Origin of the sequence: Kocuria salsicia, from assembly GCF_007681555.1 — a bacterium.
In the GTDB taxonomy this organism is placed as follows: Bacteria; Actinomycetota; Actinomycetes; order Actinomycetales; family Micrococcaceae; genus Kocuria; species Kocuria salsicia.
Genome location: NZ_VELE01000002.1, coordinates 119,353 through 143,584, shown reverse-complemented (window position 1 = coordinate 143,584; position 24,232 = coordinate 119,353). Strand labels below are relative to the sequence as shown.

Here is a 24,232-nt window from a genome sequence, read left to right as displayed (position 1 = left end):
CGCATGAGCGAGGAACTGCCGGGGCTGCCCGGCGACTACGAGGTCGAGCTGCTCCGCGGACCCGTGAAGCTCCCGGGGCTCTACGCCTCGGCGGGCGCCCACGCGGCGGCGTCGGCACTGGGCGGCGCGGCGGCGTCGGCCACCCGCAGGTTGCTGCCCGCCCTGCGCAACTCGCCCGCGAAAAAGGTGCTGCCGGCGTCGCTGCGCGGGGAGGCACCGGAGCGCGTGGACGCGTCCCTGGAACTGCCGCGGGTGGCACACCAGGTGCGCGGGCTGAGCGCGGATCCCGAGTGGCACGGGAAGTTCTGCCGCGTGGTGCATGCAAGTCCGCATCCGGTGGCACCCGGTTCGGAGCTCAGCGCCGTGTACTCGGGCGCGCTGCACGCCCTCGCGTTCCCCGTGGCCATGTCCGTGCTGACACGCCCGGACTTCCCGCTGCCCGTGCTCGGCATGGTGCACCTGAGCAACACAGTCCACCACATCACGGACGTGGCGGTCGGCGAGCCCGTCACCGCCACGGCGTGGGTGGACAACCTGCAAGCGCACCGCTCCGGAACCCTGGTGGATGCGATGGTCACGCTGGGCCGCGAGGACGGCGACGTCGTGTGGGCCGGGCGCTCCACGTATCTCGCCAAGGGGGTTCACACCGCGATCGCCGGGCAGTCACCGAGCAGCGGTGACTCCGGGGAGACCGACAAGCGCGAGGAGTTCACGCCTCCGCACCCCACAGGCGAGTGGCGCCTCGGGGCCGGTACGGGACGCGAGTACGCGGCGGTCAGCGGCGACTACAACCCCATCCACCTCTCGGACCCGTCCGCGCGGGCCCTGGGCATGAAGTCCGCGATCGCGCACGGCATGTACACGGCGTCGCGCGCCCTCGCGATGACCGGTGTGCCCGCCGAGGTCCCGTTCGTGTGGTCGGTGGACTTCGCCACCCCCGTGCGGCTTCCTGCCACGGTGGCCGTGGCGGTGGACGACGACGGTCGCGGCCACTCCTGGCGCGGCTCCACCGTGGACGTGTGGGACCCCAAGCGCAACCGCCCCCATGCGCAGTTGCGGGTGACCGCCCTGTAGCGGGACCCAGCGCACAGCTGCGACGAGCGTCGCCCCCGGACCACTGCACGAGGTCCGGGGGCGGCGCTCGTCGTCGTTCGGCTCGGGCAGCGTGGGCCCGCAGGCGCGGGCCTCTGGGCGCGGGCTCGACGGCTCGGCGTCGTCCCCGGTGCGGCACGGGGCCCACTGTGGGACCGTGCCGGGACCGCGGACTCAGCGTGTCGGCGTCGTGGGTCACAATGGTGCGGTGAGCACAGAGACAGCCAAGACCGCCCAGCGGGCCACGGACGTGAACGGCCAGGACCTCAACCCGGAGGAGCCCAGCGAGGCACTGCGGGAGCAGTACGCCGAGCTCTCTGACCGGGTGCGCGAGGCGCGCGCCGCCTACTACGTGCACGACCAGCCCGTGATCTCGGACGCGGAGTACGACGCCCTGTACCGCGAACTCGAGGAGTTCGAGGCGTTGCACCCGGAGCTGAAGGCCAACGACTCACCCACGCAGGAGGTCGGCGGCGAGGTCGGTGTGGCGTTCAGCCCGGTCACGCACCTGGAGAAGATGTACTCGCTCGAGGACGTCTTCTCCACGGACGAGCTCGTGGCGTGGCTCGAGCGCGCGCAGCAGCAGGTCGAGCAGCTGCCGGGGGCACCGGAGGTCGCGTGGCTCAGCGAGGTCAAGATCGACGGTCTCGCGGTCAACCTCCTCTACCGCGACGGCGTACTCGTGCGCGCGGCCACGCGCGGGGATGGCACCACGGGCGAGGACATCACGCACAACGTGGCCACCATCAAAACCATCCCGCAGCGGCTCACCGGTGAGGACTTCCCGGAGGAGGTGGAGGTGCGTGGCGAGGTGTTCATCTCCTCCAAGGACTTCCGCGCGCTCAACGAGACGATGGTGGAGGAGGGGCGCGCGCCGTTCGCCAACCCCCGAAACGCGGCCGCGGGTTCGCTGCGCCAGAAGGATCCGGAGGTCACCGCGCGGCGACCGCTGTCCATGTTCGTGCACGGCATCGGCTACGTGCGCGGCGTCGAGCTGACCACGCAGTCCGAGGCCTACGACGTCCTCAAGGGCTGGGGGCTGCCCGTGAGCCCATATTCCCGAGTGCTGGCCTCGGTGCCCGAGGTCCTCGAGTTCATCGCCGAGTTCGGGGACAAGCGGCACAGCCTGCTGCACGAGATCGACGGCATCGTGGTCAAGGTGGACGACCGCCGCACGCAGTTCCGCCTCGGTTACACCTCCCGCGTGCCCCGCTGGGCGGTGGCATACAAGTACCCGCCGGAGGAGGTCAACACCAAGCTCCTGGACATCCTCGTGAACGTGGGGCGCACCGGGCGGGTCACTCCTTTCGGGCTCATGGACCCCGTGCGGGTGGCCGGTTCCACGGTGGAGATGGCCACACTGCACAACCAGGACGTGGTGAAGGCGAAGGGTGTGCTGATCGGGGACACCGTGGTGCTGCGCAAGGCCGGGGACGTGATCCCGGAGATCGTGGGACCCGTCGTTGCCCTGCGGGACGGTTCCGAGCGCGAGTTCGTGATGCCCACCGAGTGCCCGTCCTGCGGCACCCCGTTGCGCCCCGCCAAGGAGGGGGACGTGGACATTCGCTGCCCCAACGCGCAGACCTGCCCGTCCCAGCTGAAGGAGCGCGTGAACCACGCGGCCGGGCGCGGTGCGTTCGACATCGAGGCGCTCGGGGAGGAGGCCGCGAAGGCCCTGACCCAGCCCGTCCCGCTGGACGCCCCGGACGGCACCGACTTCTCGGCCCCGCCGCTGCGCAACGAGGCCGGGCTGTTCGACCTCAGCCCGCAGGACCTGCGGGACGTCATGGTGTGGCGTGACTCCCGGCGCACCGTCAAGGACCCCGAGACGGGCGAGAAGGTGCAGCGGGTCACGCCCGAGCTCGTCCCCTATTTCTGGACCAAGCCCACGAAGGCCAGGCCGAGCGCCCCGTCCAAGACCACGGAGCAGATGTTCGCGCAGCTGGAGAAAGCTAAGGACACAGACTTGTGGCGCGTGCTGGTGGCCCTGTCCATCCGGCACGTGGGACCCACGGCGGCTCGCTCACTGGCGGTCGCTTTCCGCAGCATGGATGCGATCCGCGCGGCGGACCAGGAGACCCTCGCCGGCACCGACGGCGTGGGGCCCGTGATCGCCCAGGCGGTGATCGAGTTCTTCGAGGAGCCGTGGCGGCGCAACGTGGTGCAGACCTGGGCCGAGGCCGGGGTCCGCATGGAGGAAGAGGTGGACGAGTCCACGCCCCGCACCCTGGAGGGGGTCACCGTGGTGGTCACAGGCTCGCTGGAGGGCTACAGCCGCGACTCCGCCAAGGAGGCCATCCTGGCGCGCGGCGGCAAGGCGGCCGGATCGGTCTCCAAGAAGACGGACTTCGTGGTGGCCGGCGAGAACGCGGGCAGCAAGCTGGACAAGGCCGAGTCCCTGGGTCTGACCGTCCTGGACGAGGCGGGCTTTGACCTGCTGCTCGCGCGGGGCCCGGCGGCGTTCGAGGACGCCGCGGCCGCGGCAGATGAGGAGTAGACCGGACATGGCTGACGCACTGGAGGGGCTGGGCCCCGGGACGGACGAGCTGGAGGACCTTTTGGCGGTTGCGCTGGAGGCGGCCGAGGCAGGGGCACAGGTGCTTCGCGGCAGGGACACTGCGCAGCTGCATGCCGTGAACAAGTCCTCGGAGGGGGACTGGGTGACGGCCTTCGACGTCGCCGCTGAGGACGCCGTCAGCGAGGTGCTGCGCGGGGCCAGGCCGTACGACGCGATCACCGGGGAGGAGTCCGGGACCTATGTGCCGGGCCAGCGTTCCGGCGTGCGCTGGTCCGTGGATCCCCTGGACGGCACCACCAACTTCATCCGGGACATCGTCTACTATTCCACCTCGGTGGCTGCGTGCGACGAGCACGGCAACTGGCTCGTGGGGGTTGTGAACGCTCCCGCCCTGGGGCGGATCTACTACGCCGTGGCGGGGCTTGGCGCCTGGGTGCGCCGCAACGGCAGGGACACCCGGTTGACGGGCCCGGTGCCTTTGCGACGGGGAGCGCTCTACGGGACGGGGTTCTCGTACGACCCCGCGGTGCGCCGCGAGCAGTTCGGCGCTTTCCTCGAGACCATGGAGAACTTCTCGGACATGCGCAGACTGGGAGCCGCATCACTGGACCTCTGCATGGTGGCGGAGGGGACCCTGGACGGGTACTCGGAACGGGGGCTGCACGAGCACGACTGGGCGGCCGGTGCGCTGATCGCCCACGAGGCCGGAGCGGTGGTGGAACGCCCCGATCTGCCCCCGCCGCCGGCGCTGTGTGAGGAAGAGCACACGGATCCTAGTGCGATTGTGAACGTCTACGAAAAGGCCCGTGTGGCCAGCGTCATCGCGGCGTGGGCGGCCAACTGAGCGGGAGATATCAGACCGTTATGCACTGGCTATCAGTCCGTTACCGTGGCGTGGCCGATGTGCGAGGTTGACCTCTGCGACGGGGGTGCCCTAGCGTGTCACGAGTTGAAGGGCCCTGCGGGCCGTGATATGCGCCCAAGACTGGGGTTGTCCCCAGAATTGGTATAACGAAAACGTAACGCTGCACTTGGCTGAACGCGGAATGTTACGCTATCGTTATCAACAACTTCCTCAGCGGACTTTCGTGAGCGGAAGTTCGCTACCGGACCACTGATCCGTGGTCTGGACTGTGCTGGATGCTGCTGCAACACCGTACGTCGTCTGTATGGCAGCATTCCGTAGTTTCTACCCCTAACACCAACTGTCAAGGGTAGACGACGGCGCGAAGACCCCCGGGGACGGGAGCGAGCGTAGGTGGCCTTACGGAGCATGATGAAGACTTCAACCGCTATTCGCCGTGGTGCCGCTGCTGTCGTGATGGGTGGTGTGGCCGTCGGTGCCTTCGCCGTTCCCGCCAACGCCGCTCCGAGCCTCGACGCAATCAAGCAGTGCGAGTCCGGCGGAAACTACCAGGCCGTCAACGCCTCCTCCGGTGCCTCCGGCGCCTACCAGTTCCTCGACAGCACCTGGGCCGGCATGTCCCAGTCCGCGGGCTACGCCCACGCCGCGGATGCGCCTGCCGCCGTCCAGGACGCTGCTGCCGCCGAGCTCATGGCCCGCTCCGGTGCCAGCCAGTGGGAGTGCTCCTCCATGATCTCCTCGGGTTCCTACTCGGCCCCCGCCGCCGCCGCGTCGGTGTCCACGCAGTCCTCCTCCGTGCAGGAGGCCGCCCCGGTCGAGCAGGCTGCCCCCGCCGCGCAGCAGGCCGCGCCGGTGAAGGAGACCGCACCCGTGCAGGAGACCGCGCCCGCTCAGGAGTCCGCTCCCGTGGCCCAGGCACCGGCTGTGGAGTACTCCGCCCCCGCTGCCCCCGTGCAGCAGGCTGCTCCGGCCGCCGGCACCTACACCGTGCAGGCCGGCGACACGCTGGGCACGATCGCCAACAAGCTGGGCGTCAACGGCGGCTGGGAGGCCCTGTACGCGGCCAACTCCGGCTCCGTGGCCGATGCCAACCTGATCTTCCCGGGCCAGGTTCTCAACATCCCCGCCTGATTTCAGGCACTCGTCCCCCGGGACGAGCCGGTCGTGACGCTGAACTGATCAGCAGAATGCCCACTCGGAACCCCGTTCCCGCCCTCGTGGCGGGGACGGGGTTTCTGCGTTGCCGTTCAGTTGCAGGCAGGGGTGCGAGAATGGGTCCATGTGCCAGGAGATTGTGATCATCGGTGGCGGGATCGCCGGACTGTCCGCGGCGTCCGAACTCGCCCGGTTGCGGGGGGCAGGACACGGCATCCTGGTCCTGGAGGCCGAGGAGGACGTCGCACTGCACAGCTCCTCCCGGTCGGCGCAGCAACTGATCCCCGGCTACGGCCCGGGACCGGTGCTTGAGCTGACGCGCTGGAGCATCGACCAGATCCTGCGGGCGGGTGAGGAACTGGCGGCGCCGCTCGCCTGGCCTAGTGCGTTTGTGGTCGCCGGTCGCCCGGAGGACGTCGCAGCCATGGCGGCCCCGGGGATGCGGTCACTCAGCCGGGAAGACCTCGTTCTGCTCTGCCCCGAGCTTGCGGCGAACCCGGAGCGGTACCCCTCGGCGGCCGTGGACGACTCCGCCGTTCGGACGGATGCCTCGGCCCTCGTGGCGTGGCACCGTGCTCGGGCCGAGGCCGCCGGGGTGGAGATTCGCACGGACGCGCGCGTGGTGGGACTTTCTCCGCAAGAAGGAGAGACCTGGGTGGTCGACGTCGTCGGTTCCGGCAAGACGGCAGCGAGGTCGGAGACGGCGGTGCGGGCCCGTACGGTCGTCAATGCCGCGGGCTCGTGGGCCGAGCACGTCGGCGCGCTGGCGGGCGCCACCCCGCAGGGGCTCCAGCCCTACCGCCGCACGGCCGCGCTGGTGAGCCTCGCCGAGCCGTTCGTGCCCGAGCACCCGATGGTCGACGACGCCGCCCAGGACTGGTACTACCGCCCCGACCCGGTGGGGGCCATGATCTCCTGGGGTGAGGCGGAACCGAGCGAGCCCTGCGATGCCACTCCCCACGACGGCGCTGTTGCCGCTCTGATCGAGACCCTTGAACGGGAGACTGCCCTGCGGATCACCGGCACGGTCAAGGAGTGGACCGGTTTGCGCACCTCCCGCCCGAGCGACGTGCCGGTGTGCGGCTGGGATACCGCCGCTCCCGGGTTCTTCTGGCTGGCCGGCCAGGGCGGCTACGGCTTCCAGACCAGCTCTGCGCTCACACGGGCCACCGCGGAACTCGTCGTTCAGGGGCGGGTGGGTTGGTGGCTGAGCGCGGACACGGTCGAGGCGCTTCGCCCGGCGGCCAGGGACGCGGACGTCGTCCTGCGGTGCCCCACCGGCACTGACGGGAACCCCGCTACCGGGGGAGCGGCGTTGTAGACCGCCCCGATCTCCTGCTGCCTGCCCGCAAGCTCAAGCACGCCGCGTTCGTGACGGGCAAGCGTGCCCTGCGGCTGTGGAGCACCATCGTGTTCGCCACGGTGAGGCGGGTGGGACCGCGCCACGCCGCGATGAGCCCGCACACGTTCGACCCGTCGCGGTACCACCGCTCGTTCCTGCCGCCGGACGCACCCGACCGGGGCCACGGGGGAGAGCAAGCTGCCTCGCAGTGTGTTCGTGCCGTGGCTCGGGGATAGCCCGTTGACACCGCGTCGACGGGAGAAACTGGTGGTTCTGCGGGAATGGATCGGGCTCCCGGTGGAGCTGGTGACCCCGGAGAACCTGAGCGACTGGGTGCTGCCCCAGCACCCGCTCCACCGGGCCTACGAGAACCTCTCCCTGGTCTGCCGTTCCAACTACCTGCGCGCGTCCCTGACGCACCACCACGGGGGCGGCCACTGCGACCTTAAGGCGTCGGCGGCGGGTTGACAGGACGCATTTGTCCGCGCGGAACGGAACCCGGAGGCGTGGTTGACGGGTTGTGCCGAGGCAGCAGCAGGGGGCGTGACTCGCTTGCCGGAAGACCTCGAACTTGTGGGCTGCCCGGTCTCCTGGACCCGGCTCCTCGGCGGGGTCCTGCACCCGCGGCAGCTCAAGCACCTGGAGTGCGCGAGGCAGGACCCGGACCTGCTGCTCGAGTTCGAGAACTACCAGTAGACACGACGGCGCCGCCGCGGCGGGGGCGCCCGCTTCACCGTCGACGTCGGTCGGGACGTGGCCCTGTCGGGGACGCGCCGGGTGCGCCCGGTCCAGCCCACCAGGACGGACGAGTTCGGTCCAGGCCACGGCGCCTGTCACTCCCGGCCCGACCTGCGGCGACGCCGCCCGGCCCCGGGGTGCTCAGTCCGCGACGCCCAGGCAGCGCATGAGCCACGCGTACTCCCACGCGGTGTCCCTCCACTGGGCGTACCTGCCGGAGGCACCACCGTGACCGCCGGCCATCTCGCAGCGCAGCAGCACGGTCTCCGGGTGCGCAACCTTGGTGCGCAGCTCCGCAACCCACTTCGCGGGCTCAACGTACAGCACGCGGGTGTCGTTGAGGCTCGTCACCGCGAGGATCGGCGGGTAGTTGGCATCGCGCACATTTTCGTAGGGGGAGTAGGAACGCATGTACTCGTAGACCTCTGCGGACTCCACGGGGTTGCCCCACTCCTCCCACTCGAGGGCGGTCAGTGGCAGCTCGGGCATGAGCATGGAGGTCAGCGCGTCCACGAACGGCACCGCGGCCAGCCCGCCGCAGTACAGCTCGGGGGCGAGGTTCAGCACCGCGCCCGCGAGCAGACCGCCCGCCGAACCGCCCATCAGCGCGATCCGCCGCGCATCCACGTCCTGGCGTGCGGCCAGGTGCCGGGTCACGGCCACGAAATCGGTGAAGGTGTTGGTTTTGGTGTTCTTCTTGCCGTCCTCGTACCACGCGCGTCCCAGCTCACCGCCGCCGCGCACGTGGGCCACGGCCCAGATCACACCGCGGTCCAGCAGGGACAGCCGCGAGATGGAGAACGCCGGGTCCGTGCTGATCTCGTAGGAGCCGTACGCGTACTGCAGCACGGGCGCGGGCACCGCGGGGTCCAGGTCTGCGCGGCGGATCATGCTCACGGGAATCCGCGTGCCGTCCTCCGCGACCGCCCAGTCCCGCTCCACGGTGTAGTCCTCGCTGCGGTACCCGCCCAGCACAGTGGCCTCGCGCCGCAGCGCGGGCTCACCCACGCCGAACGCGTCCAGCGCACCGGCCCCGGGCTCGCCCGTGGGGATGTCGTACACGCGCGGCGGCGTCACGAAGGATGTGTAGGACACGCGCACCACCGAGTTCTCGTACTCGGCGGAGAGCACGCCGGTGCTGCTGAGGTCCTCGTCGAACGCGGCCTGTGTCCCGGTCAGCAGCCCGGCGTTCGCCGCCGTGCCGGTGCCCGCAGACGACGGCGCCGCACCGCCCGCCCGTGCGTCCGTTCCGTCGTGCGCCATCCCGGTTACCAGTGGTTCCAGGGCCGTGCGGGGGATCAGGCGCACCCGGGGCGTGGTGTCCTCACGCAGGGCCACCACCAGGTGGGTGGCCGTGGGGATTGCGGACTCCACGCGCACGGTGTCCGAGGCGGGGACCACGTCCACCAGCTCCACCTCCGTGAGGCCCCGCCCAGCGTGCTCCATCGGCATGAGGCTGACGCGCCCGTTCGGGGCGTGCGCGTCGTGGGAGAGCAGCAGCACATCGGTGCCGGCCACGGTGAGCGGCTCCACCTCGTAGAGCACCCGCTCCTCGCGGGAGAGCACAACCCGCCACGGCAGGTCCACAGGGGCCTCGGGGTGTGCCTCCTCCGTGCCGTCACTACGACCGGGGTCCGCCCCCATGCGCTCGTCGGGCGCGTCCTGGTGCGCGGGGGAGGGCGCCGCTCCGGAGGACGGGCCACGGGAACCCGGCGCGGCGGCGTCGTGCTCCGGGGTGTGTGAACCGCGCGCGGCAGCGTCGGCGGCGGAAAGCTCGCTCAGGCGCAGGACGCTGTACTCGCTGTACTCCGAGCACGAGGAGGAGAGCATGAGCCACTGCTTGTCCGCGGAGAGCTCCGCACCGAGCCACAGGCCGGGATCGTCCTCCTGGAACAGCAGCTGGTCTGCGGAGACGTCCGTGCCGATCACGTGGCGGTACACGCGGTACGGGCGCCAGGACTCATCCACCACGGTGTAGACCACCTGCGAGGCGTCCGGGGTGAGGAACGCACCGTAGGAGGTCTGGGGGATCCGGTCCGCGAGCAGCGCCCCGGTGGTGAGGTCCTTGACGTGGACGGTGAACCGCTCGTCCCCGGCGGTGTCCTCGGACCACGCGAGCCGGGAGCCGTCCTCGGCCACGCTGAACGCGCCGAGCGCGTAGAAGTCGTGCTCCTGCGCCGCGGCGTTCGCGTCCAGGAGGGTCTGCTCACCGTCCAGGGGCGTCCCGGGCTCCACGGCGGGCGGGGTCCAGTCCGCAGGGTCCGCCGCGGGTACCCGGCAGAACACCTGGTGGGCGCCGCCCTCCACGGTGCGCGCGAAGTACCACCAGTCCCCGTGGCGGCTGGGGACCGAGAGGTCCGTCTCCTGGGTGCGGTCCTTGATCTCCGTGTAGATGCGCTCCCGCAGCGGGGCGAGGTCTGCAGTGACCGCCTCCGCGTAGGCGTTCTCACCGTCCAGGTGTGCCCGGACCTCGGGGGAGTCCTTCTCCCGCAGCCACTCGTAGGGGTCGCAGAACGTGTGGCCGTGGAACGTGCGCTTTACGGGACTGCGGGGGGCCACGGGGAAGGTCTGCTGCTCGGAAGTCATGCGCCCCAGTCTAGGGACGTGCCGGCGGGCCGTGCGGGTGCCCGACCGCACGGCCCGCCGGGGTGGTGTTGCCTTCCAGCTTCGGCTCGTCGCGCCGGGTGCTGCGCCCCGTCCCCGCGTGCCCCAGGACCGGCGGACGCCGGCCCGCGCGCTCCGGGACCGGGGTCCGCGACCGGTGGCGCGGCCCTCAGCCCCGCAGGGCCTCCCGCCACTTGAGCGCTCTGCCGGTGCGCAGGATGGAGCGTTCGTAGATCACCGCGGCGAGCCAGATGGCCAGGGCGGTTGTCACGACCAGCAGCACCAGCGAACCGACGTGCTCCCACCCCTGCCCCTGCCCCAGGAAGATGCGCAGCGGCACGGCCACCGGGGCGGAGAACGGGATCCAGCTCATGATGCGCAGCGCCTCCGGGTTGTCGTTGAAGAAGATGACCCCGAAGTAGGGGAGCATGATCAGCATCATCACGGGCATGGATGTGGAGCCGATGTCCTCCTGCCGGGACACCATGGACGCAGCGGCGGCATAGAGGGCCGCGATCATCACGAACCCGGTGGAGAACAGCACCACGAACCACAGGATGGGTACGCCCATCCCGTCCAGAGGCAGCACGTCCCCGTTGATCTGCAGGCCCAGCAGCAGCGCACCAGCCAGCAGGGCCACCTGCAGGATGGCCATGGCCGCGTTGCCCAGCACCTTGCCGGCCATCATGGCCCGCGCCGGGACCGCGGCGAGCAGGATCTCCACGACCCGCGACTGCTTCTCCTCGATCACGGACACCGCGATCTGCTGGCCGAACGTCACGGAGGCCATGAAGAACACGAGCCCAAAGCCGAAAGACATGAGGTATCGCAGCGCGGGGTTCGGCGCGGTGGGATCCAGCAGCTCCACTCCCGGGCGCGTGGACAGCGCCTGCACCAGATCCGAGGGGGCGTCCGTCATGGCCAGGACACTCACACCGGCCGGACTGTCCGGATCCGGCACCACGGCGGCGTCGGCCGCACCCGAGAGCACCGCCTCCCGGGCCGCATCCTCGGAACCGACGGTCTGCGGGGCGTAGTCCTCGCCGAGGGCCTGGACGGACGGCACGGTCTGCTCCACCACGGCCACGCGGGTAGCGCCCCCGGCGAAGAGGTCGCCCAGGCGTGGCACGAGCAGCGTGGCGGCCAGTGCGGCGGCCAGCAGGATCAGCGTGGTGATAATGAACGGCTTGGAGGCGGCCTTCACCTTCATCTCGCGCGCGGCCACGGTGCCCACCGCGGTCCAGAAGGATGTGCGCCGCGAGCTGCGCGGCTGCGTGGTGCGATCAGGGGTGCTGGTGACGGTGCTCATCGGGTGACCTCCGTGAAGATCTCGTGCAGGGTGCGGGTGACAGGTCCGAAGCGGTGGACGGTACCCCGGGCCACGGCGTGGGCAAGGACGGCGTGGGCGGCGGCCTCGGAGTCGGCCAGGAAGTGCACGCGCCCGCCGTCGAAGGAGAGCACCTCCACGCCGGGTGCCTCGCGCACCCAGCCGGTGTCCGCGGCGGCGTCGAGCTCCCACTCGGGCTGCGTGTGCGCAGCCAGCAGCTCGGAGCGCGAGCCCGCGGCGCGCACCCGCCCGTCCGCGAGGATGACGAGCTCGTCGCACAGCCGCTCCACGACGTCCAGCTGGTGGGAGGAGAACAGGACAGGAACCCCGGTGTCCGCGGTCTCGCGCAGCACCTGCACCGTGGTCTCCACGGCGTGGGGGTCCAGCCCGGAGAAGGGCTCGTCCAGCACGAGGGCCACGGGATCGTGCACCAGGGCGGCGGCGATCTGGGCCCGCTGCTGGTTGCCCAGGGACAGCTCCTCGAGCCTGCTGCCCGCGCGGTCGCGGAGCCCCAGGCGCTCGAGCAGCGCCATGGCCCGGGCCTTCGCGTCCGCGCCGGTCATGCTGTGCAACCGGCCCAGGTAGACCAGCTGGTCCAGCACGGTCATCTTGGGGTAGAGCCCACGCTCCTCGGGCATGTACCCGATGCCAGCACGGTAGTCCGCGGTGATGGGGGAGCCGTCCACCTCGATCTGCCCCGATTCCACCGACAGCACGCCCAGGAGGATGCGCATGGTGGTGGTCTTGCCCGCGCCGTTGCCGCCCACGAACCCCGTCATGAGGCCAGGGCGGATGCTGAAGGTCAGATCCTTGAGCACGTGCGCCGACCCAAAGGACTTGTTCACCCCGTTCACTGTGATCATGGTCCGAGCCTAGGAAGGCCCGGGCGCGTCCACCTCCCCCTCGGGGTGGATCTTCCGCGCCGTGACCACCTCCGCCGGCGGGCGGAGCCGGGCACGGGTCCCGTCCGCGGCGGGCCGTGCGCTCAGTTGCCGGAGAGCCCGTGCTCGAAGGCCCAGATCACCGCGTGGACCCGGTCCCGGGCGCCCGTCTTCTGCAGCACGTTGGACACGTGGGTCTTCACCGTGGCCCTGCCCACCACGAGCTCCCGGGCGATCTCCGCGTTGGACAGCCCCCGGGCCATCGCGGTCAGCACCTCGGTCTCCCGGGCGGTCAGTCCCGCGGGGGAGGCGTCCTCGTCGGGTCGCGCCGCCGTCCCGCCCACCGCACCGGGGCACGACGCCGCCGCGCCGCCCGCCGTGCCCCGCGTCCCGGGGGAGGCCGCCGCACCGTTCTCCGTCCCGTGGGCGTCAGGCGACGTCGCGGTCTCGTCCTCCGCGCCGGGGGCACCGGGTGCCGACGACGCCGCGCCGCGCTCCCGGGCGGGCGCACCGGGGGCTGGTGCCGCGGCTTCGTCCGCGGGGGAGTCGGGGGAAGGCTGCGTCGTGTCCCCGGTCGGCGCGGACGGTCCCGTGGTGCGGGCCAGCACCCTGCGCGTGACGAGCGGATCCAGCAGGGCGTCCCCGCGGCCCAGCACCCGGACGGCCTGGATCAGCTCCTCCGGTCCGGCGGACTTGAGCAGGAAGCCGGAGGCCCCGGCGGAGAGCGCGGCGAACAGGGCCTCGTCGGTGTCGAACGTGGTGAGCACGAGCACCGCCGCCCGGGAGCCTGCCGCGAGCAGCCGACGGGTGGCCTCGATGCCGTCCAGCCGCGGCATCTGCACGTCCATGCACACGACGTCCGGGTCGAGGGCGGAGGCGAGGTCGAGGGCCTCGTGGCCGTCACCGGCCTGGCCCACCACCTCGATGTCTTCCTGGGAGGTGAGGATCGCCGAGAACCCCACGCGGATCAGGGGCTGGTCGTCCACCAGCAGCACACGCAGGCTCATGGCCGCTCCTCAGGGTCGTGGCGGGTGGGGACGGTGGCGCGCACGAGCCAGCCGCCGCCGGGTTTCGGGCCCGCCTCCAGGGTGCCGCCCACCGAGGTGATCCGTTCCCTCGTGCCGGGCACTCCCATGCCCGCGCCGTCGGAGGCGGGAGCGCCCACGCGGCCGCCGCGCCCGTCGTCGCTGACCTCCAGCTCCACCCGGTCGGCGCCGGTGCGCAGCCGCACCGCCACCGACGCCCGCGGGCCGGCGTGCTTGCGGGCGTTGGTGAGCCCCTCCTGTGCCGTGCGGTACAGCGCGAGCTGCGCCGGGGGCGGCAGCTGCGGCTCCGGGCCGATGCGGTGCAGCTCCGCGCGCTGCCCGATGGTCCGTGCCTCCTCCACGAGCGCGTTGAGGTCCGCGAGGCGGGGCAGGGAATCGGGGGCCTCCTCGCCGTCGCGCAGCGTGTGGACCATGGTCTTCAGTTCGGACACGGCGTCACGCGCCGAGGACTCGACGCCGCGCAGGTGTGCGGCGGCGGCGTCCGGATCCCGCGCCATGCTCAGCCGTGCCGCCCCGGCCTGGACGCCCATGGCCGTGACGTGGTGGGCCACCACGTCGTGCAGCTCCCGGGCGATCCTGAGCCGTTCGAGGCTCACGGCCTGCTCCGCGAGCCGGTCCTGCTGCTGCCGGATCTCGGCGTGGGCGGCCTCGAGCTCCTGGCGCTCGATGGCCGCGTTCCACGCCCGGTCGCCGAAGACCCACGCCCCGGCAAAGTAGGCGATGTTCACGAGGAACTGGATCGCCGCGATCGCCATGTAGGCGTTGACGCCGTGCTCACCCACCTTCGGATCCGTGAACTGGTCCACGGTGCTCCAGCCCAGCCACACCGCCATCCCCACGGCCACGGCTGCGCGGGACCACGTGGCGCGGGAGCGGTCCGGGCACCAGGCCCCCACGGAGTAGAAGCCCAGGAACAGCACCACCTGGGAGGCGTACATCTCGATCCCGGCCCACGTGCCGAGCGCGAAGTACACGAAGGACACCGCCACCATCACGGCCACAGGGAAGCGACGCCGCCAGGCGAGCGGGGCGGCCAGCACCACGGCGCCCATGGCAACCCACCCGACGTCCGCCTTCCACGGGACCGACTGCACGAAGTCGGAGAGGTAGACCAGTTCAACGCCGGCCAGTGCCAGCACGCCGGCACCCAGGGCATCCCGCCGACGCCACCCCGGCTGCAGGGCTCGGTGGGGCGGGGAGGTGTCCGTGGCGACGGGGCTCGGGCGCATGGCTTCACACTACCGACGGAGCGACCCGAAGGGCGGGGCGCGCCGTCTCGCGGGTGGACCCGACGACGGCCACCTTCACGATGGGTCCGCCCGACAACGGATCCACCGACGGGGCGGCGGCAGGGAGGGCGCGTGCTCGGCGCGGGGCGCAGCGTACCCGCACGGTTGCGGCGGGACGCTCCCGGGAACTGCCGACGCGCGCACCGGTCCCGCCGCGCGCACAATGGTGGGGTGACCGACTCCCTCGAGCCATCGCCCCGTGTGCCCCGCGCCGACCTGCGGATGCAGATCCTCCTGGTGCTCGGGGTCTCCCTGGGCGCCTCCGCCGTGTACTCCGTGCTGGACCTCGCGGAGATGGCGCTGCGCTCGTCGATCGCGGAGAGCTCCACGACGCTCAACCAGCCTCTGAGCCCGCTGCCCGTGCTGGATGCCCTGCGCCGGCTCACCGGGATCTGCTTTGCCCTGGTGCCCGTGGCGCTCGCGCTGCACCTGCTCGCGGGCACCACCTCCCGGATCCCGGCCGTGCTGCACTGCATCGGCGTGGACACCCGGCGCCCGGGGCACGACGCCGCGTGGGGCCTCGTGCTGTTCGTCCTGATGGGCGGTGGGACGCTCGCCCTCTACCAGGCCGGTCGCGCGCTTGGGATCACGGCGGAGATCACCACGTCCACGCTGGAGACCACGTGGTGGACCGTCCCCCTGCTGCTGCTCACCGCCCTGCGGCACGCGCTGGTGGAGGAGATCATCGTGGTGGCGTTCCTCGGGGACCGGATGCGGCGGCTGGGGCGTTCGTGGTGGACGGTGGCAGTGGTGTCCTCGATGCTGCGCGCGAGCTACCACCTGTATCAGGGCATCGGTCCGGCACTCGGCAATCTGGTGATGGGGCTCGTGTTCGTGTGGTGCTACCGCCGCGGTGGGCGGCTCGCCCCGCTGCTGCTCTGCCACTTCCTGCTGGACGCCGTGGGGTTCCTGGTGCCCCAGCTCCTGGGCGGCTGAGCGCCACCGCGAGCACCAGCCCGGGGGCGAGGCTGATGGGGTCCGCAATCATGGTGCCCCCCGTGGCTCGCCCCGACGACGAACCGAGTCGCGGGGCCGTGCGAGCGGCGTCGTCGAACCCGGAGGGCTCGGTGCCCCGGATCAGATGGTGACGGGCCCGTCCGGCGTGCCGAAGGTGACCGCCAGAAGACCGGGCGTGCCGTGGGGAGCGGACCACGTGACGTCCACCGAGCGCAGGACGTCCTCCACGGGGCCGCCGAGCCAGTCCGTCACCCGCTCGGGGGAACCGGCGATCTCCATGCCCGTCAGGCTGACGTCCGTGAGGCGCGCCTGCGAGGGGTGCATCTCGTCCGCGGAGTCGAAGTGGATCATGAACGGCAGCTGCGGATCCGCGATCAGGCCCTTGACGCCGATCTGGTGCCAGTCCAGGCGGCGGCCGTCCGGGAAGATCCGGCCGCCTGGCGCGGAGGGTCGGCCCAGCTTCTGCTCGAACGGGGCAAGGTCCGGGACCTCCACGACCCACCCGAGCCAGCCGCCGCCGGCCTCCGAACGTGCACGCACGGCCTGCCCGAACGGCGCCTTGTCCGCGGCGGGGTGCTCCAGCACGGTCACGACCTCCACGTACTGGTGGTCTGTCAGCGGCAGGATCATGTTCCGGGTGCCGAAGCGGGGATGGACCCCGCCCTTCACCGGCTCGATCCCCAACCGGTCCGCGATGCGTTCGGTGGTGGCCTCCAGGCCGTCCGGCTGTGCTGCGAAGGAAACGTGGTCCAGCTTCATGCAGTCATCGTGGCACCCGTCACACGGGCCTCCAAATCCTCGGGTGCAACACTGCGGACACCGGACTTGACGTGGCAGCGGCCGGGTTCCCAAACTGGAGGTCTAGGTCACGAGAGTCAGCGTCAAGCCCCAGCTTGCTGACCGGCAACCCTCCCACCGCGGCGGGGTGCCCTGGGTGAAGACCTGGCCGGGACGTCGTCCGACGCCCACGGCAAGCGCGGGCCACCGGTCGCCCGTTCGTGCGGGCACCGTGCGGACGGGCGCCTGGCCCCTGATCCTTCCGAGAAGGCGAATGGCCATGAGCACAGCACCCACCCCCGACAACCCCCAGGACTGGGCGTTCGAGACACGGCAGATCCACGCGGGGCAGAACCCGGACCCCGTGACGGGTTCACGGGCCCTGCCCATCCACCAGACCTCGTCCTTCGTGTTCCCTGACGCGCACACCGCCGCGGCCCGGTTCGCGCTGCAGGACATGGGCCCCATCTACTCCCGCCTGACCAACCCCACCACCGAGGTGGTGGAGAACCGCCTCGCCTCCCTGGAAGGGGGAGTGGGGGCGCTGATGGTCTCCTCCGGGCAGGCCGCCGCAACCCTGGCCGTGCTCAACCTGGGCGGGGCGGGCACGCACGTGGTGGCCAGCCCGTCCCTCTACGGCGGCTCGTACAACCTGCTGCGCCACACGCTGCCGCGGTTGGGAGTGGAGACCACGTTCGTGGCGGACCCGGACGATCCGCAGCAGTGGCGGGATGCCGTGCGGCCCTCCACCGTGGCGTTCTTCGGAGAGATGATCCCCAATCCCCGCAACGACGTCCTGGACGTGGAGACCGTTGCCGGGATCGCCCACGAGGCCGGGGTGCCGCTGATCGTGGACAATACCGTGGCCACCCCGTACCTGGTGCGGCCCATCGAGTGGGGCGCGGACATCGTGCTGCACTCGGGCACCAAGTTCCTGGGCGGTCATGGCACGGCGATCGGCGGATTCATCGTGGACGCGGGGCGCTTCGACTACGGCGCGGACCCGGAGCGGTTCCCGGGCTTCAGTCAACCGGACCCTACGTACAACGGCCTGGTGTACGCGCGGGATCTGGGGGAGGGCGGAGCCTTCGGCGTCAACCTGTCCTACGTGCTCAAGGCCCGTGTGCAGCTGCTGCGTGACCTGGGCGCGTCCATCTCCCCGTTCAACGCCTTCCTCATCGAGCAGGGGATCGAGACGCTGTCACTGCGCGTGGAACGCCACGTTGACAACGCCCAGCGGGTGGCGGAGTGGCTCGAGGCCCGCCCCGAAGTGCGCTCGGTGTCCTACGCGGGGCTGTCGTCCTCGCCGTGGCACGGGCGGGCTCGCAAGTACGCCCCCCGAGGAGCCGGTTCCGTCCTCGGTTTCGTGCTGGAGGGCGGCAAGGAGGCGGGAATCTCGTTCGTGGACGCGCTGAGCCTGCACTCCAACGTGGCGAACATCGGGGACGTGCGGTCCCTGGTGATACACCCGGCGTCGACGACGCACGCGCAGCTCTCCGAGGACGAGCAGCGCGCGGCGGGCGTGGAGCCCGGCTTCGTGCGGCTCTCGGTGGGCACCGAGGGGATCGAGGACATCCTCGCGGACCTCGAGGCGGGCTTCTCGGCGCTGGCCGCCACGGAGTCGAGCGCGCCCACCCGCACCGGGCCAGGCGCGGACCCCGCCGCTGGCACGGACGGTGGCTCGACGGCGCGTGCGGGCGCGGACGCCGAGCCCTCGGCATGACCGTGAGGCAGACGGACCCGGCGGTGCGCCGGGACGGTGTGGTGCGGGCCGCGGAAATCGGGGAGCTCACCCTGGAGTCCGGGTTCCGGCTGCCTGACGTGCGCCTGGCGTACGAGACGTGGGGCGAGTTGGCCCCGGACGGTTCCAACGCGGTGCTTGTCGAGCACGCGCTCACGGGTGACTCGCACGCGGCGCGCGGCACCACCGTGGGCTATGGGGACACAGCGCCCTTCGACATGGACGGCCGCCGTGCCGCCGCGGACGCCGGTGGCTGGTGGGACGGTCTCATTGGACCGGGCGCGGCCATCGACACCAACCGCTGGTTCGTCGTGTGTGCGAACATCCTGGGCGGCTGCCACGGCAGCACGGGCCCCGCGAGCCTCGCCCCGGACGCCACGCCGTGGGGCTCGCGCTTCCCGCGCATCACCGTGCGGGACACCGTGGCTGCGGAGGCGCGGCTCGCGGACCGGCTCGGGATCCGGCGATGGAGGCTTGTTGTGGGCGGCTCGATGGGCGGTGCCCGCGCGCTGGAGTGGGCCGTGTGCCACCCCGAGCGGGTGGCGGCGTGCGCGGTGATCGCCGCCAACGCCCGCGTGAGTGCGGAGCAGCTCGCGTGGGGTCACGCGCAGGCGCTCGCCATCCGGCAGGACCCTCGGTTCTGCCACGGCAACTACTACGCGGGCCCGCACCCCGTCGAGGGGCTTGGGCTGGCACGCCGGATCGCGCACATCACCTACCGCAGCGCCCACGAGCTCGCCGCCCGCTTCGACCGGGAGGCCCAGCCGCGGGAGGACCCTGCGGGCACGCACCCGGGCACCCGGGGCCGCTACCGGGTGGAGGGCTACCTGGACCACCAGGCGGGGAAGCTTGCCGCGCGCTTCGACGCGAACGCGTACCTCAGCGTCAACGAGACGCTGATGTCCCACGACGTCGCCCGCGGCCGTGGCAGCCTCCGGCAGGCCCTCGCGCGAACCCGGTGCGAGTGGCTCGTGGCCGCGGTGGACTCCGACCGGCTGTTCCTGCCCGAGGAGTCCGCCGAGCTCGCGGCCTCACTGCCCGGTGAGCACGAGGCGCGCACCATCACGTCACCGAGCGGGCACGACGGCTTCCTGCTGGAGACCCCGCAGGTGGGTCGGCTGCTGCGGACGGTGCTGCCGGACTGAGGCCCGGATGACGTGAGATCGGCGCGGGACGGGCGGCGCAGCATCCGTCCCATCCCGCCGTGTGGCCTGGATGCGCAGGGGTGGGGAGGCCTTGCCACGCGGGGTGGTCGGTGTCACACTCTCCCGCATGCGGACCCGAACACTGCTCGACGCCTACGACACGCAGCTGCGAGGTGATGCCGAGATGCTCGACGCACCCGACGTGCTGCGTCTCGGACCCCTGCTCGCCGGGGTGTTCCCGGCGCGGCGGCGGGCCTTCGTCTCCTCCGCGCCCTTCTCGATGGGCGGGGCAGAACTGGACGACCTGATCGCCCACGTGATCACAACATGTGAGGCGGACCCCCGCGTGGACCACATCTCGTGGAAGACCCGGTCGCACGACCCGCTGCCCCACCTGCTGAGCCGACTCCAGCACCACGGTTTCGCTCTCGGGGAGCCCGAGACGGTCATGGTGGGTGAGGCGGATGCAGTCCTCGCCGCCCTCGCCGGGCAGGAGCCCCTCCGGGGGTACGCCGTGGAGTGGGCAGCCAGGGAGGCGCAGCTGCGGGAGGCGGAGCACCTGGCAGGACGGGTTTTCGAGGACTCGCCAGAACGCATCCGGCTCCAGCAGGACGAACTGGTCGAGCGGTGGCGCAGTGCCCCCGAGTCGTTCGAGATGTGGGCGGTACGCGACGGGGACGGCCAGGTGGTCTGTTCCGGGCGCATCGAGTTCCTCGAGCACACTAACTTCGCCGGGCTCTGGGGCGGCGCGTGCCTGGAGGAGCGCCGTGGACGCGGGCTGTACCGGGCCCTGGTGGACCGGAGAGCCCGCTCGGCCCGGGACCGGGGGCGGACACTGCTCCACGTCGACTGCAGCGAGTACTCGCGGCCCATCCTGCAGCGGGTGGGACTCGTGCCCGTCACCACGGTGAGATCGGCCACGCGCACGTGCGCCTCACCGTGACGGGGACGAGTCCTCGCCTCCGTGCTGGTGGCCCTCCCACGCGGGCGGCTCGGCGGCGGTCCGTGCAGGACGGCGCCCGCACTTCGGAAAGGGGCGGGCGCCGTCGTCGTGCGGTTGAGCGGAGCGGGGGTGCTCAGGCCCCCTCGGTCTGCTCTGGAATCTGCTCGCCCGCTCCGGGGATCGTTGCCTGGCCGAACGCGGGACGCTTGGCGGTGATGTAGTCGCCGGAGCTGCGGCGGCGGATGCGGCGGCCCACCCACGGCACGAAGTACTTGCGGGCCCACACCATGTCGTCCCGGCGGGCCTCGCGCCACGTGCGCTCGGGGCGCTCCTCGGGGTGGCCCGGGGTGAGGCCGTGGTCCACGCCCAGGCAGTCCAGGGTCTCGCACGCGATGAGCTGGTGGCCCAGCGGGGAGAAGTGCAGCCGGTCCGGCGCCCACATGCGCGGATCGCCCAGCTGGTGCAGACCCCACAGGTCCACCATCACGGCGTCGTGGCGGGCGGCCACGGTGCGCACGTTCTCGTTCCAGATGGCCACACGCCCGCGGATGCTGCGTAGCACGGGGGTGTTGCCGATGTCCGGACCGTCGAACATGGCCACGGTGGCACCGGTGGCCCTGATCTGCTCGATCACCGCGTCCAGGCGGGAGGCGATGTCGTCGGGATCCGCAGCGGGGCGCAGCATGTCGTTGCCACCCGCGCTGATGGTCACGAGGTCCGGTCGCAGCTCCAGGGCCGGCTCCAGCTGCTCGTCCACAATGGGCTGGAACAACCGGCCGCGGATGGCCAGGTTCGCGTAGGCGAAGTCGTCCGTGTTGCGCGCAAGCTCCTCGGCCACGCGGTCGGCCCAGCCCCGGAACCCGCCCGGGACGGAGTCGTCGGGGTCGCCCACACCCTCCGTGAAGGAGTCGCCGATGGACACCATCCGGTGCCAGGGGTGCGGCGGCTGCGCGGTGCTGTCCGCGGCGGGAACGGGGGGCGTCGTCAGGGGCGGAGTGCTCTCATCCATACCAAAATTACTAACACGTATTGCAGAGCTGTGTCGTCACTGTCCGTCACAGCCGCGTGTGAGGATGGAGCCATGGAACCAGCACCCCACGTCATCTGGAACAACGAGGCCGAGGAGCGCGCCGGGACACCCCTGGTGGTCATGTTCCACGGCTACGGCTCCCACGAGGGCGACCTCATGGCCCTCAGCGCGTCCCTCCCCGGTGGACTCAGCATCGCCTCCGTGCGCGCGCCGCAGCGGGCTGGCGCGGGCTTCCAGTGGTTCCCGCTGTCCTCAGAGCTCGGCTTCACCACGGACGCCGTGGTGGCCGCCGCCGAGCCCGTGGTGCCGTGGCTGCGGGACGAGGCACTGCAGCACACTCACGTGATCCTGCTGGGCTTCTCCCAGGGGATGGCGATCGCCACCACGGTGGCCCGCCACGCCCCGGATCTGGTGGACGCCGTGGTGGGGCTGTCCGGTTTCGTGGTCCCGGTGGCCGACGACGACGCCCAGGCGGACTTCTTCCACGACGCAGCCCTGCGCCAGGATCCCCTGCGGATGTTCTGGGGCCGCGACCCCGAGGACCCGGTGATACCGCCCGCACTGGTGGACCTCACCGCCGAGTGGGCCCAGCAGCACGCGGAGGCCACCAAGGTGCAGTACCGGGGCATCGGTCACGGGGTTTCGCCCCAGGAGCTGTCACACGTCTCGGAATACCTGCGGGCACTCACGGACTGAGCGCACCGCCCACCCGCACCGTCCTCCGCTCCGGCGCGTCCACTGCGGCGGGGGAGTGGAACGCACTACGCGCTGACGATGCGCACGGGCGGCATGCCGGAGGCCGGGACCTCCAGCACGTCACCGGGGTGCAGCTGCGCGCCCCGGCGGGTCTCCGCCTCTCCGTTGACCTGCACCGCGCCCTCGGACACCAGGGTCTTCGCGTGGTGGCCGTCCTCGGCCAGGTTGGCCAGCTTCAACGCCTGTCCCAGGCGGATCATCTGGTCCCGGATGGGCATCTCTTCGTACGCAGTGTCGCTCATGCGTCCATTGTCTCAGGTGCGCCCGGGCGGATCACTGGGAACGCTGCTCGGTGCCCGGACGTGCCTGGCCGGGGTGGGGTGCGGAGGGACGGAAACGCATCCGGGCGGCGTCGTGACCCCAAGTAGTTGCACGTCCAACGAAGTGGGGATACGTTCGGGGGAGACGTGCATCACACCCGAGCCCCACCCCAGGAGCAGCCATGACCCTCGTTCCCCACTTCGTCGCAGGCCGGAGGACCCCGGGCGACTCCGGTCGCACGCAGGACGTCTTCAACCCCGTGGAGGGGGAGGTCAGCGCGCAGGTGCCGCTGGCATCGGCGGAGGAGGTCGCGCAGGCCGTGACCGCCGCCGAGGAGGCGTTCCCGCAGTGGTCGGGGCTCAACGCCCAGCGCCGCGCGCGGATCCTGCTCACGTGGGTGGACCTGATCACCGAGAACATGGACGAGCTGGCCACCCTGCTCTCCAACGAGCACGGCAAGACCTTCCCGGACGCCAAGGGCGACATCCAGCGCGGCGTGGAGGTCGTGGAGTTTGCGGCCGGAGCACCGCACCTGCTCAAGGGCGAGTTCTCCAGCGGCGCGGGCACCGGGATCGACGTCCACTCGCTGCGCCAGCCGCTCGGCGTGGTCGCGGGTATCACCCCATTCAACTTCCCCGCGATGATTCCGCTGTGGAAGGCGGGCATCGCGCTCGCCGCCGGCAACACCTTCGTTCTCAAGCCCTCCGAGCGGGACCCCTCCGTGCCCGTGCGGCTCGCGGAGCTGGCCGTGGAAGCCGGCATGCCCGCCGGTGCGCTGAATGTGGTCCACGGTGACAAGACGGCCGTGGACGCCCTGGTCGAGGACCCGCGCGTGCGGGCGATCGGGTTCGTGGGCTCCTCGCCCATCGCCCAGGCCATCTACAGTGCGGCCGCCGCGCAGAACAAGCGCGCCCAGTGCTTCGGTGGCGCCAAGAACCACATGGTGATCATGCCGGACGCGGACCTCGAGCAGGCCGCTGACGCCCTGATCGGGGCGGCCTTCGGCTCCGCCGGCGAGCGTTGCATGGCCATCTCCGTGGCCGTGCCCGTGGGGGAGGCCACCGCTGACAGGCTGCGCGCGCTGCTCGAGGAGCGGATCGCCATGCTCACGCTCGGCCCGTCCCTGGAGGAGTCCTCGGACTTCGGTCCCGTGGTCAGTGCCCAGGCCAAGCAGCGCATCGAGTCCTGCATCACCGCCGGTGAGAAGGAGGGTGCGGAACTGGTGGTGGACGGCCGCGGCGCCACCGTGGACGGCCACCCCAACGGGTTCTGGGTGGGTGCCACCCTGTTCGACCACGTCACCACGGACATGAGTATCTACCGCGAGGAGATCTTCGGCCCGGTGCTGTGCATTGCCCGCGCCGCGGACTACGAGGAGGCCCTGCGCCTGCCCAGCGAGCACGAGTTCGGCAACGGCGTGGCCATCTTCACCCGGGACGGGGACACGGCCCGGGACTTCACCACCCGCGTGGAGGTGGGCATGGTGGGCGTCAACGTCCCCATCCCCGTGCCGATCGCGTACTACACCTTCGGTGGCTGGAAGGCCTCGGGCTTCGGGGACCTCAACCAGCACGGCACGGACGGGCTGAAGTTCTACACCAAGACCAAGACGGTCACCACGCGCTGGCCCTCCGGCACCAAGGAGGGCGCGAGCTTCGTGATGCCCGCCGGTAGCTGAGCCGCACGACGACGACCGGCGGGGTCCCAGCGCCCCGGCACTACCGCAGCTCCGCGACCCGTGGAGCCGCCGCCCACCCCTGGAACA

21 protein-coding genes and 1 riboswitch are annotated in these 24,232 nt (G+C 71.5%); of the genes, 13 read left to right on the top strand and 8 right to left on the bottom strand.

What is annotated here, in order from left to right; all coding sequences use genetic code 11:
- The first annotated feature begins 3 nt into the window (after nucleotides 1–3).
- From FS770_RS05475 to FS770_RS13690, 7 genes are all read left to right on the top strand, one after another.
- Nucleotides 4–1,074, top strand: coding sequence for a MaoC family dehydratase (locus FS770_RS05475; RefSeq protein WP_144942318.1), 1,071 nt, complete (start codon nucleotides 4–6; stop codon nucleotides 1,072–1,074).
- 226 nt (nucleotides 1,075–1,300) lie between these two features.
- Complete coding sequence (ligA, locus tag FS770_RS05470; protein ID WP_144942317.1) at nucleotides 1,301–3,589, top strand: NAD-dependent DNA ligase LigA; 2,289 nt, start codon at nucleotides 1,301–1,303, stop codon at nucleotides 3,587–3,589.
- Between the two features lie 7 nt (nucleotides 3,590–3,596).
- Nucleotides 3,597–4,454 carry an inositol monophosphatase family protein gene (locus tag FS770_RS05465; RefSeq protein ID WP_144942316.1) on the top strand — a complete coding sequence of 286 codons (858 nt, stop codon included), beginning with the start codon at nucleotides 3,597–3,599 and terminating at the stop codon, nucleotides 4,452–4,454.
- A 429-nt stretch (nucleotides 4,455–4,883) separates the two neighbouring features.
- Nucleotides 4,884–5,606, top strand: coding sequence for a LysM peptidoglycan-binding domain-containing protein (locus tag FS770_RS05460; protein ID WP_144942315.1), 723 nt, complete (start codon nucleotides 4,884–4,886; stop codon nucleotides 5,604–5,606).
- Nucleotides 5,607–5,754: 148 nt separating this feature from the next.
- Nucleotides 5,755–6,951, top strand: coding sequence for an NAD(P)/FAD-dependent oxidoreductase (locus tag FS770_RS05455; RefSeq protein ID WP_145010529.1), 1,197 nt, complete (start codon nucleotides 5,755–5,757; stop codon nucleotides 6,949–6,951).
- Nucleotides 6,952–7,239: 288 nt separating this feature from the next.
- Complete coding sequence (locus tag FS770_RS05450) at nucleotides 7,240–7,440, top strand: hypothetical protein (RefSeq protein ID WP_145010526.1); 201 nt, start codon at nucleotides 7,240–7,242, stop codon at nucleotides 7,438–7,440.
- A 75-nt stretch (nucleotides 7,441–7,515) separates the two neighbouring features.
- Nucleotides 7,516–7,668 carry a hypothetical protein gene (locus tag FS770_RS13690; RefSeq protein ID WP_186366705.1) on the top strand — a complete coding sequence of 51 codons (153 nt, stop codon included), beginning with the start codon at nucleotides 7,516–7,518 and terminating at the stop codon, nucleotides 7,666–7,668.
- Nucleotides 7,669–7,851: 183 nt separating this feature from the next.
- On the opposite strand, the gene FS770_RS05445 is transcribed toward FS770_RS13690, so the two are convergent.
- The 5 genes from FS770_RS05445 to FS770_RS05425 all read right to left on the bottom strand — a co-directional run bounded on the left by FS770_RS05445 (nucleotide 7,852) and on the right by FS770_RS05425 (nucleotide 14,797).
- Nucleotides 7,852–10,296 (bottom strand): S9 family peptidase, encoded by a 2,445-nt coding sequence (locus FS770_RS05445; RefSeq protein ID WP_145010523.1) that lies wholly within the window; start codon nucleotides 10,294–10,296, stop codon nucleotides 7,852–7,854.
- A 187-nt stretch (nucleotides 10,297–10,483) separates the two neighbouring features.
- Nucleotides 10,484–11,623: an ABC transporter permease gene (locus FS770_RS05440; RefSeq protein WP_145010519.1), complete on the bottom strand. Its 1,140-nt coding sequence runs from the start codon at nucleotides 11,621–11,623 to the stop codon at nucleotides 10,484–10,486.
- On the bottom strand, nucleotides 11,620–12,504 hold the full coding sequence (locus FS770_RS05435) for an ABC transporter ATP-binding protein (protein WP_144942310.1): 885 nt from the start codon (nucleotides 12,502–12,504) through the stop codon (nucleotides 11,620–11,622). Before FS770_RS05435 ends, FS770_RS05440 begins: the two co-directional genes overlap by 4 nt.
- 122 nt (nucleotides 12,505–12,626) lie before the next feature.
- Nucleotides 12,627–13,529: a response regulator transcription factor gene (locus FS770_RS05430; protein ID WP_145010516.1), complete on the bottom strand. Its 903-nt coding sequence runs from the start codon at nucleotides 13,527–13,529 to the stop codon at nucleotides 12,627–12,629.
- The gene (locus FS770_RS05425; RefSeq protein WP_145010513.1) at nucleotides 13,526–14,797 is read right to left on the bottom strand and encodes a sensor histidine kinase; all 1,272 of its coding nucleotides are present in this window, start codon (nucleotides 14,795–14,797) and stop codon (nucleotides 13,526–13,528) included. Before FS770_RS05425 ends, FS770_RS05430 begins: the two co-directional genes overlap by 4 nt.
- Nucleotides 14,798–15,028: 231 nt before the next feature.
- Here FS770_RS05425 and FS770_RS05420 point away from each other — a divergent pair, with 231 nt between their 5' ends.
- Complete coding sequence (locus tag FS770_RS05420) at nucleotides 15,029–15,793, top strand: CPBP family intramembrane glutamic endopeptidase (protein ID WP_145010510.1); 765 nt, start codon at nucleotides 15,029–15,031, stop codon at nucleotides 15,791–15,793.
- Nucleotides 15,794–15,934: 141 nt separating this feature from the next.
- Here FS770_RS05420 and FS770_RS05415 read toward each other — a convergent pair whose 3' ends face one another.
- Nucleotides 15,935–16,573 (bottom strand): VOC family protein, encoded by a 639-nt coding sequence (locus FS770_RS05415; protein ID WP_126875036.1) that lies wholly within the window; start codon nucleotides 16,571–16,573, stop codon nucleotides 15,935–15,937.
- 105 nt (nucleotides 16,574–16,678) lie between these two features.
- Nucleotides 16,679–16,797, top strand: a riboswitch (SAM riboswitch).
- Nucleotides 16,798–16,871: 74 nt separating this feature from the next.
- On the opposite strand from FS770_RS05415, the gene FS770_RS05410 reads away from it, so the two are divergent.
- From FS770_RS05410 to FS770_RS05400, 3 genes are all read left to right on the top strand, one after another.
- Nucleotides 16,872–18,314 (top strand): bifunctional o-acetylhomoserine/o-acetylserine sulfhydrylase, encoded by a 1,443-nt coding sequence (locus FS770_RS05410; protein WP_144942306.1) that lies wholly within the window; start codon nucleotides 16,872–16,874, stop codon nucleotides 18,312–18,314.
- Complete coding sequence (gene metX, locus FS770_RS05405; RefSeq protein ID WP_144942305.1) at nucleotides 18,311–19,477, top strand: homoserine O-acetyltransferase MetX; 1,167 nt, start codon at nucleotides 18,311–18,313, stop codon at nucleotides 19,475–19,477. The genes FS770_RS05410 and metX overlap by 4 nt, the downstream gene beginning before the upstream one ends.
- 127 nt (nucleotides 19,478–19,604) lie before the next feature.
- The gene (locus tag FS770_RS05400; RefSeq protein ID WP_145010507.1) at nucleotides 19,605–20,420 is read left to right on the top strand and encodes a GNAT family N-acetyltransferase; all 816 of its coding nucleotides are present in this window, start codon (nucleotides 19,605–19,607) and stop codon (nucleotides 20,418–20,420) included.
- Between the two features lie 133 nt (nucleotides 20,421–20,553).
- Here FS770_RS05400 and FS770_RS05395 read toward each other — a convergent pair whose 3' ends face one another.
- A complete protein-coding gene (locus tag FS770_RS05395; RefSeq protein WP_244944766.1) occupies nucleotides 20,554–21,429 on the bottom strand; it encodes an SGNH/GDSL hydrolase family protein in 876 nt (291 codons plus the stop codon).
- A 72-nt stretch (nucleotides 21,430–21,501) separates the two neighbouring features.
- On the opposite strand from FS770_RS05395, the gene FS770_RS05390 reads away from it, so the two are divergent.
- Nucleotides 21,502–22,146: an alpha/beta hydrolase gene (locus FS770_RS05390; protein ID WP_144942303.1), complete on the top strand. Its 645-nt coding sequence runs from the start codon at nucleotides 21,502–21,504 to the stop codon at nucleotides 22,144–22,146.
- Between the two features lie 65 nt (nucleotides 22,147–22,211).
- Here FS770_RS05390 and FS770_RS05385 read toward each other — a convergent pair whose 3' ends face one another.
- Entirely contained in the window at nucleotides 22,212–22,448 is a 237-nt protein-coding gene (locus FS770_RS05385) for an RNA-binding S4 domain-containing protein (RefSeq protein ID WP_144942302.1), read from the bottom strand.
- A gap of 200 nt (nucleotides 22,449–22,648) precedes the next feature.
- Here FS770_RS05385 and FS770_RS05380 point away from each other — a divergent pair, with 200 nt between their 5' ends.
- On the top strand, nucleotides 22,649–24,145 hold the full coding sequence (locus FS770_RS05380) for a CoA-acylating methylmalonate-semialdehyde dehydrogenase (RefSeq protein ID WP_144942301.1): 1,497 nt from the start codon (nucleotides 22,649–22,651) through the stop codon (nucleotides 24,143–24,145).
- Nucleotides 24,146–24,232 lie beyond the last annotated feature (87 nt).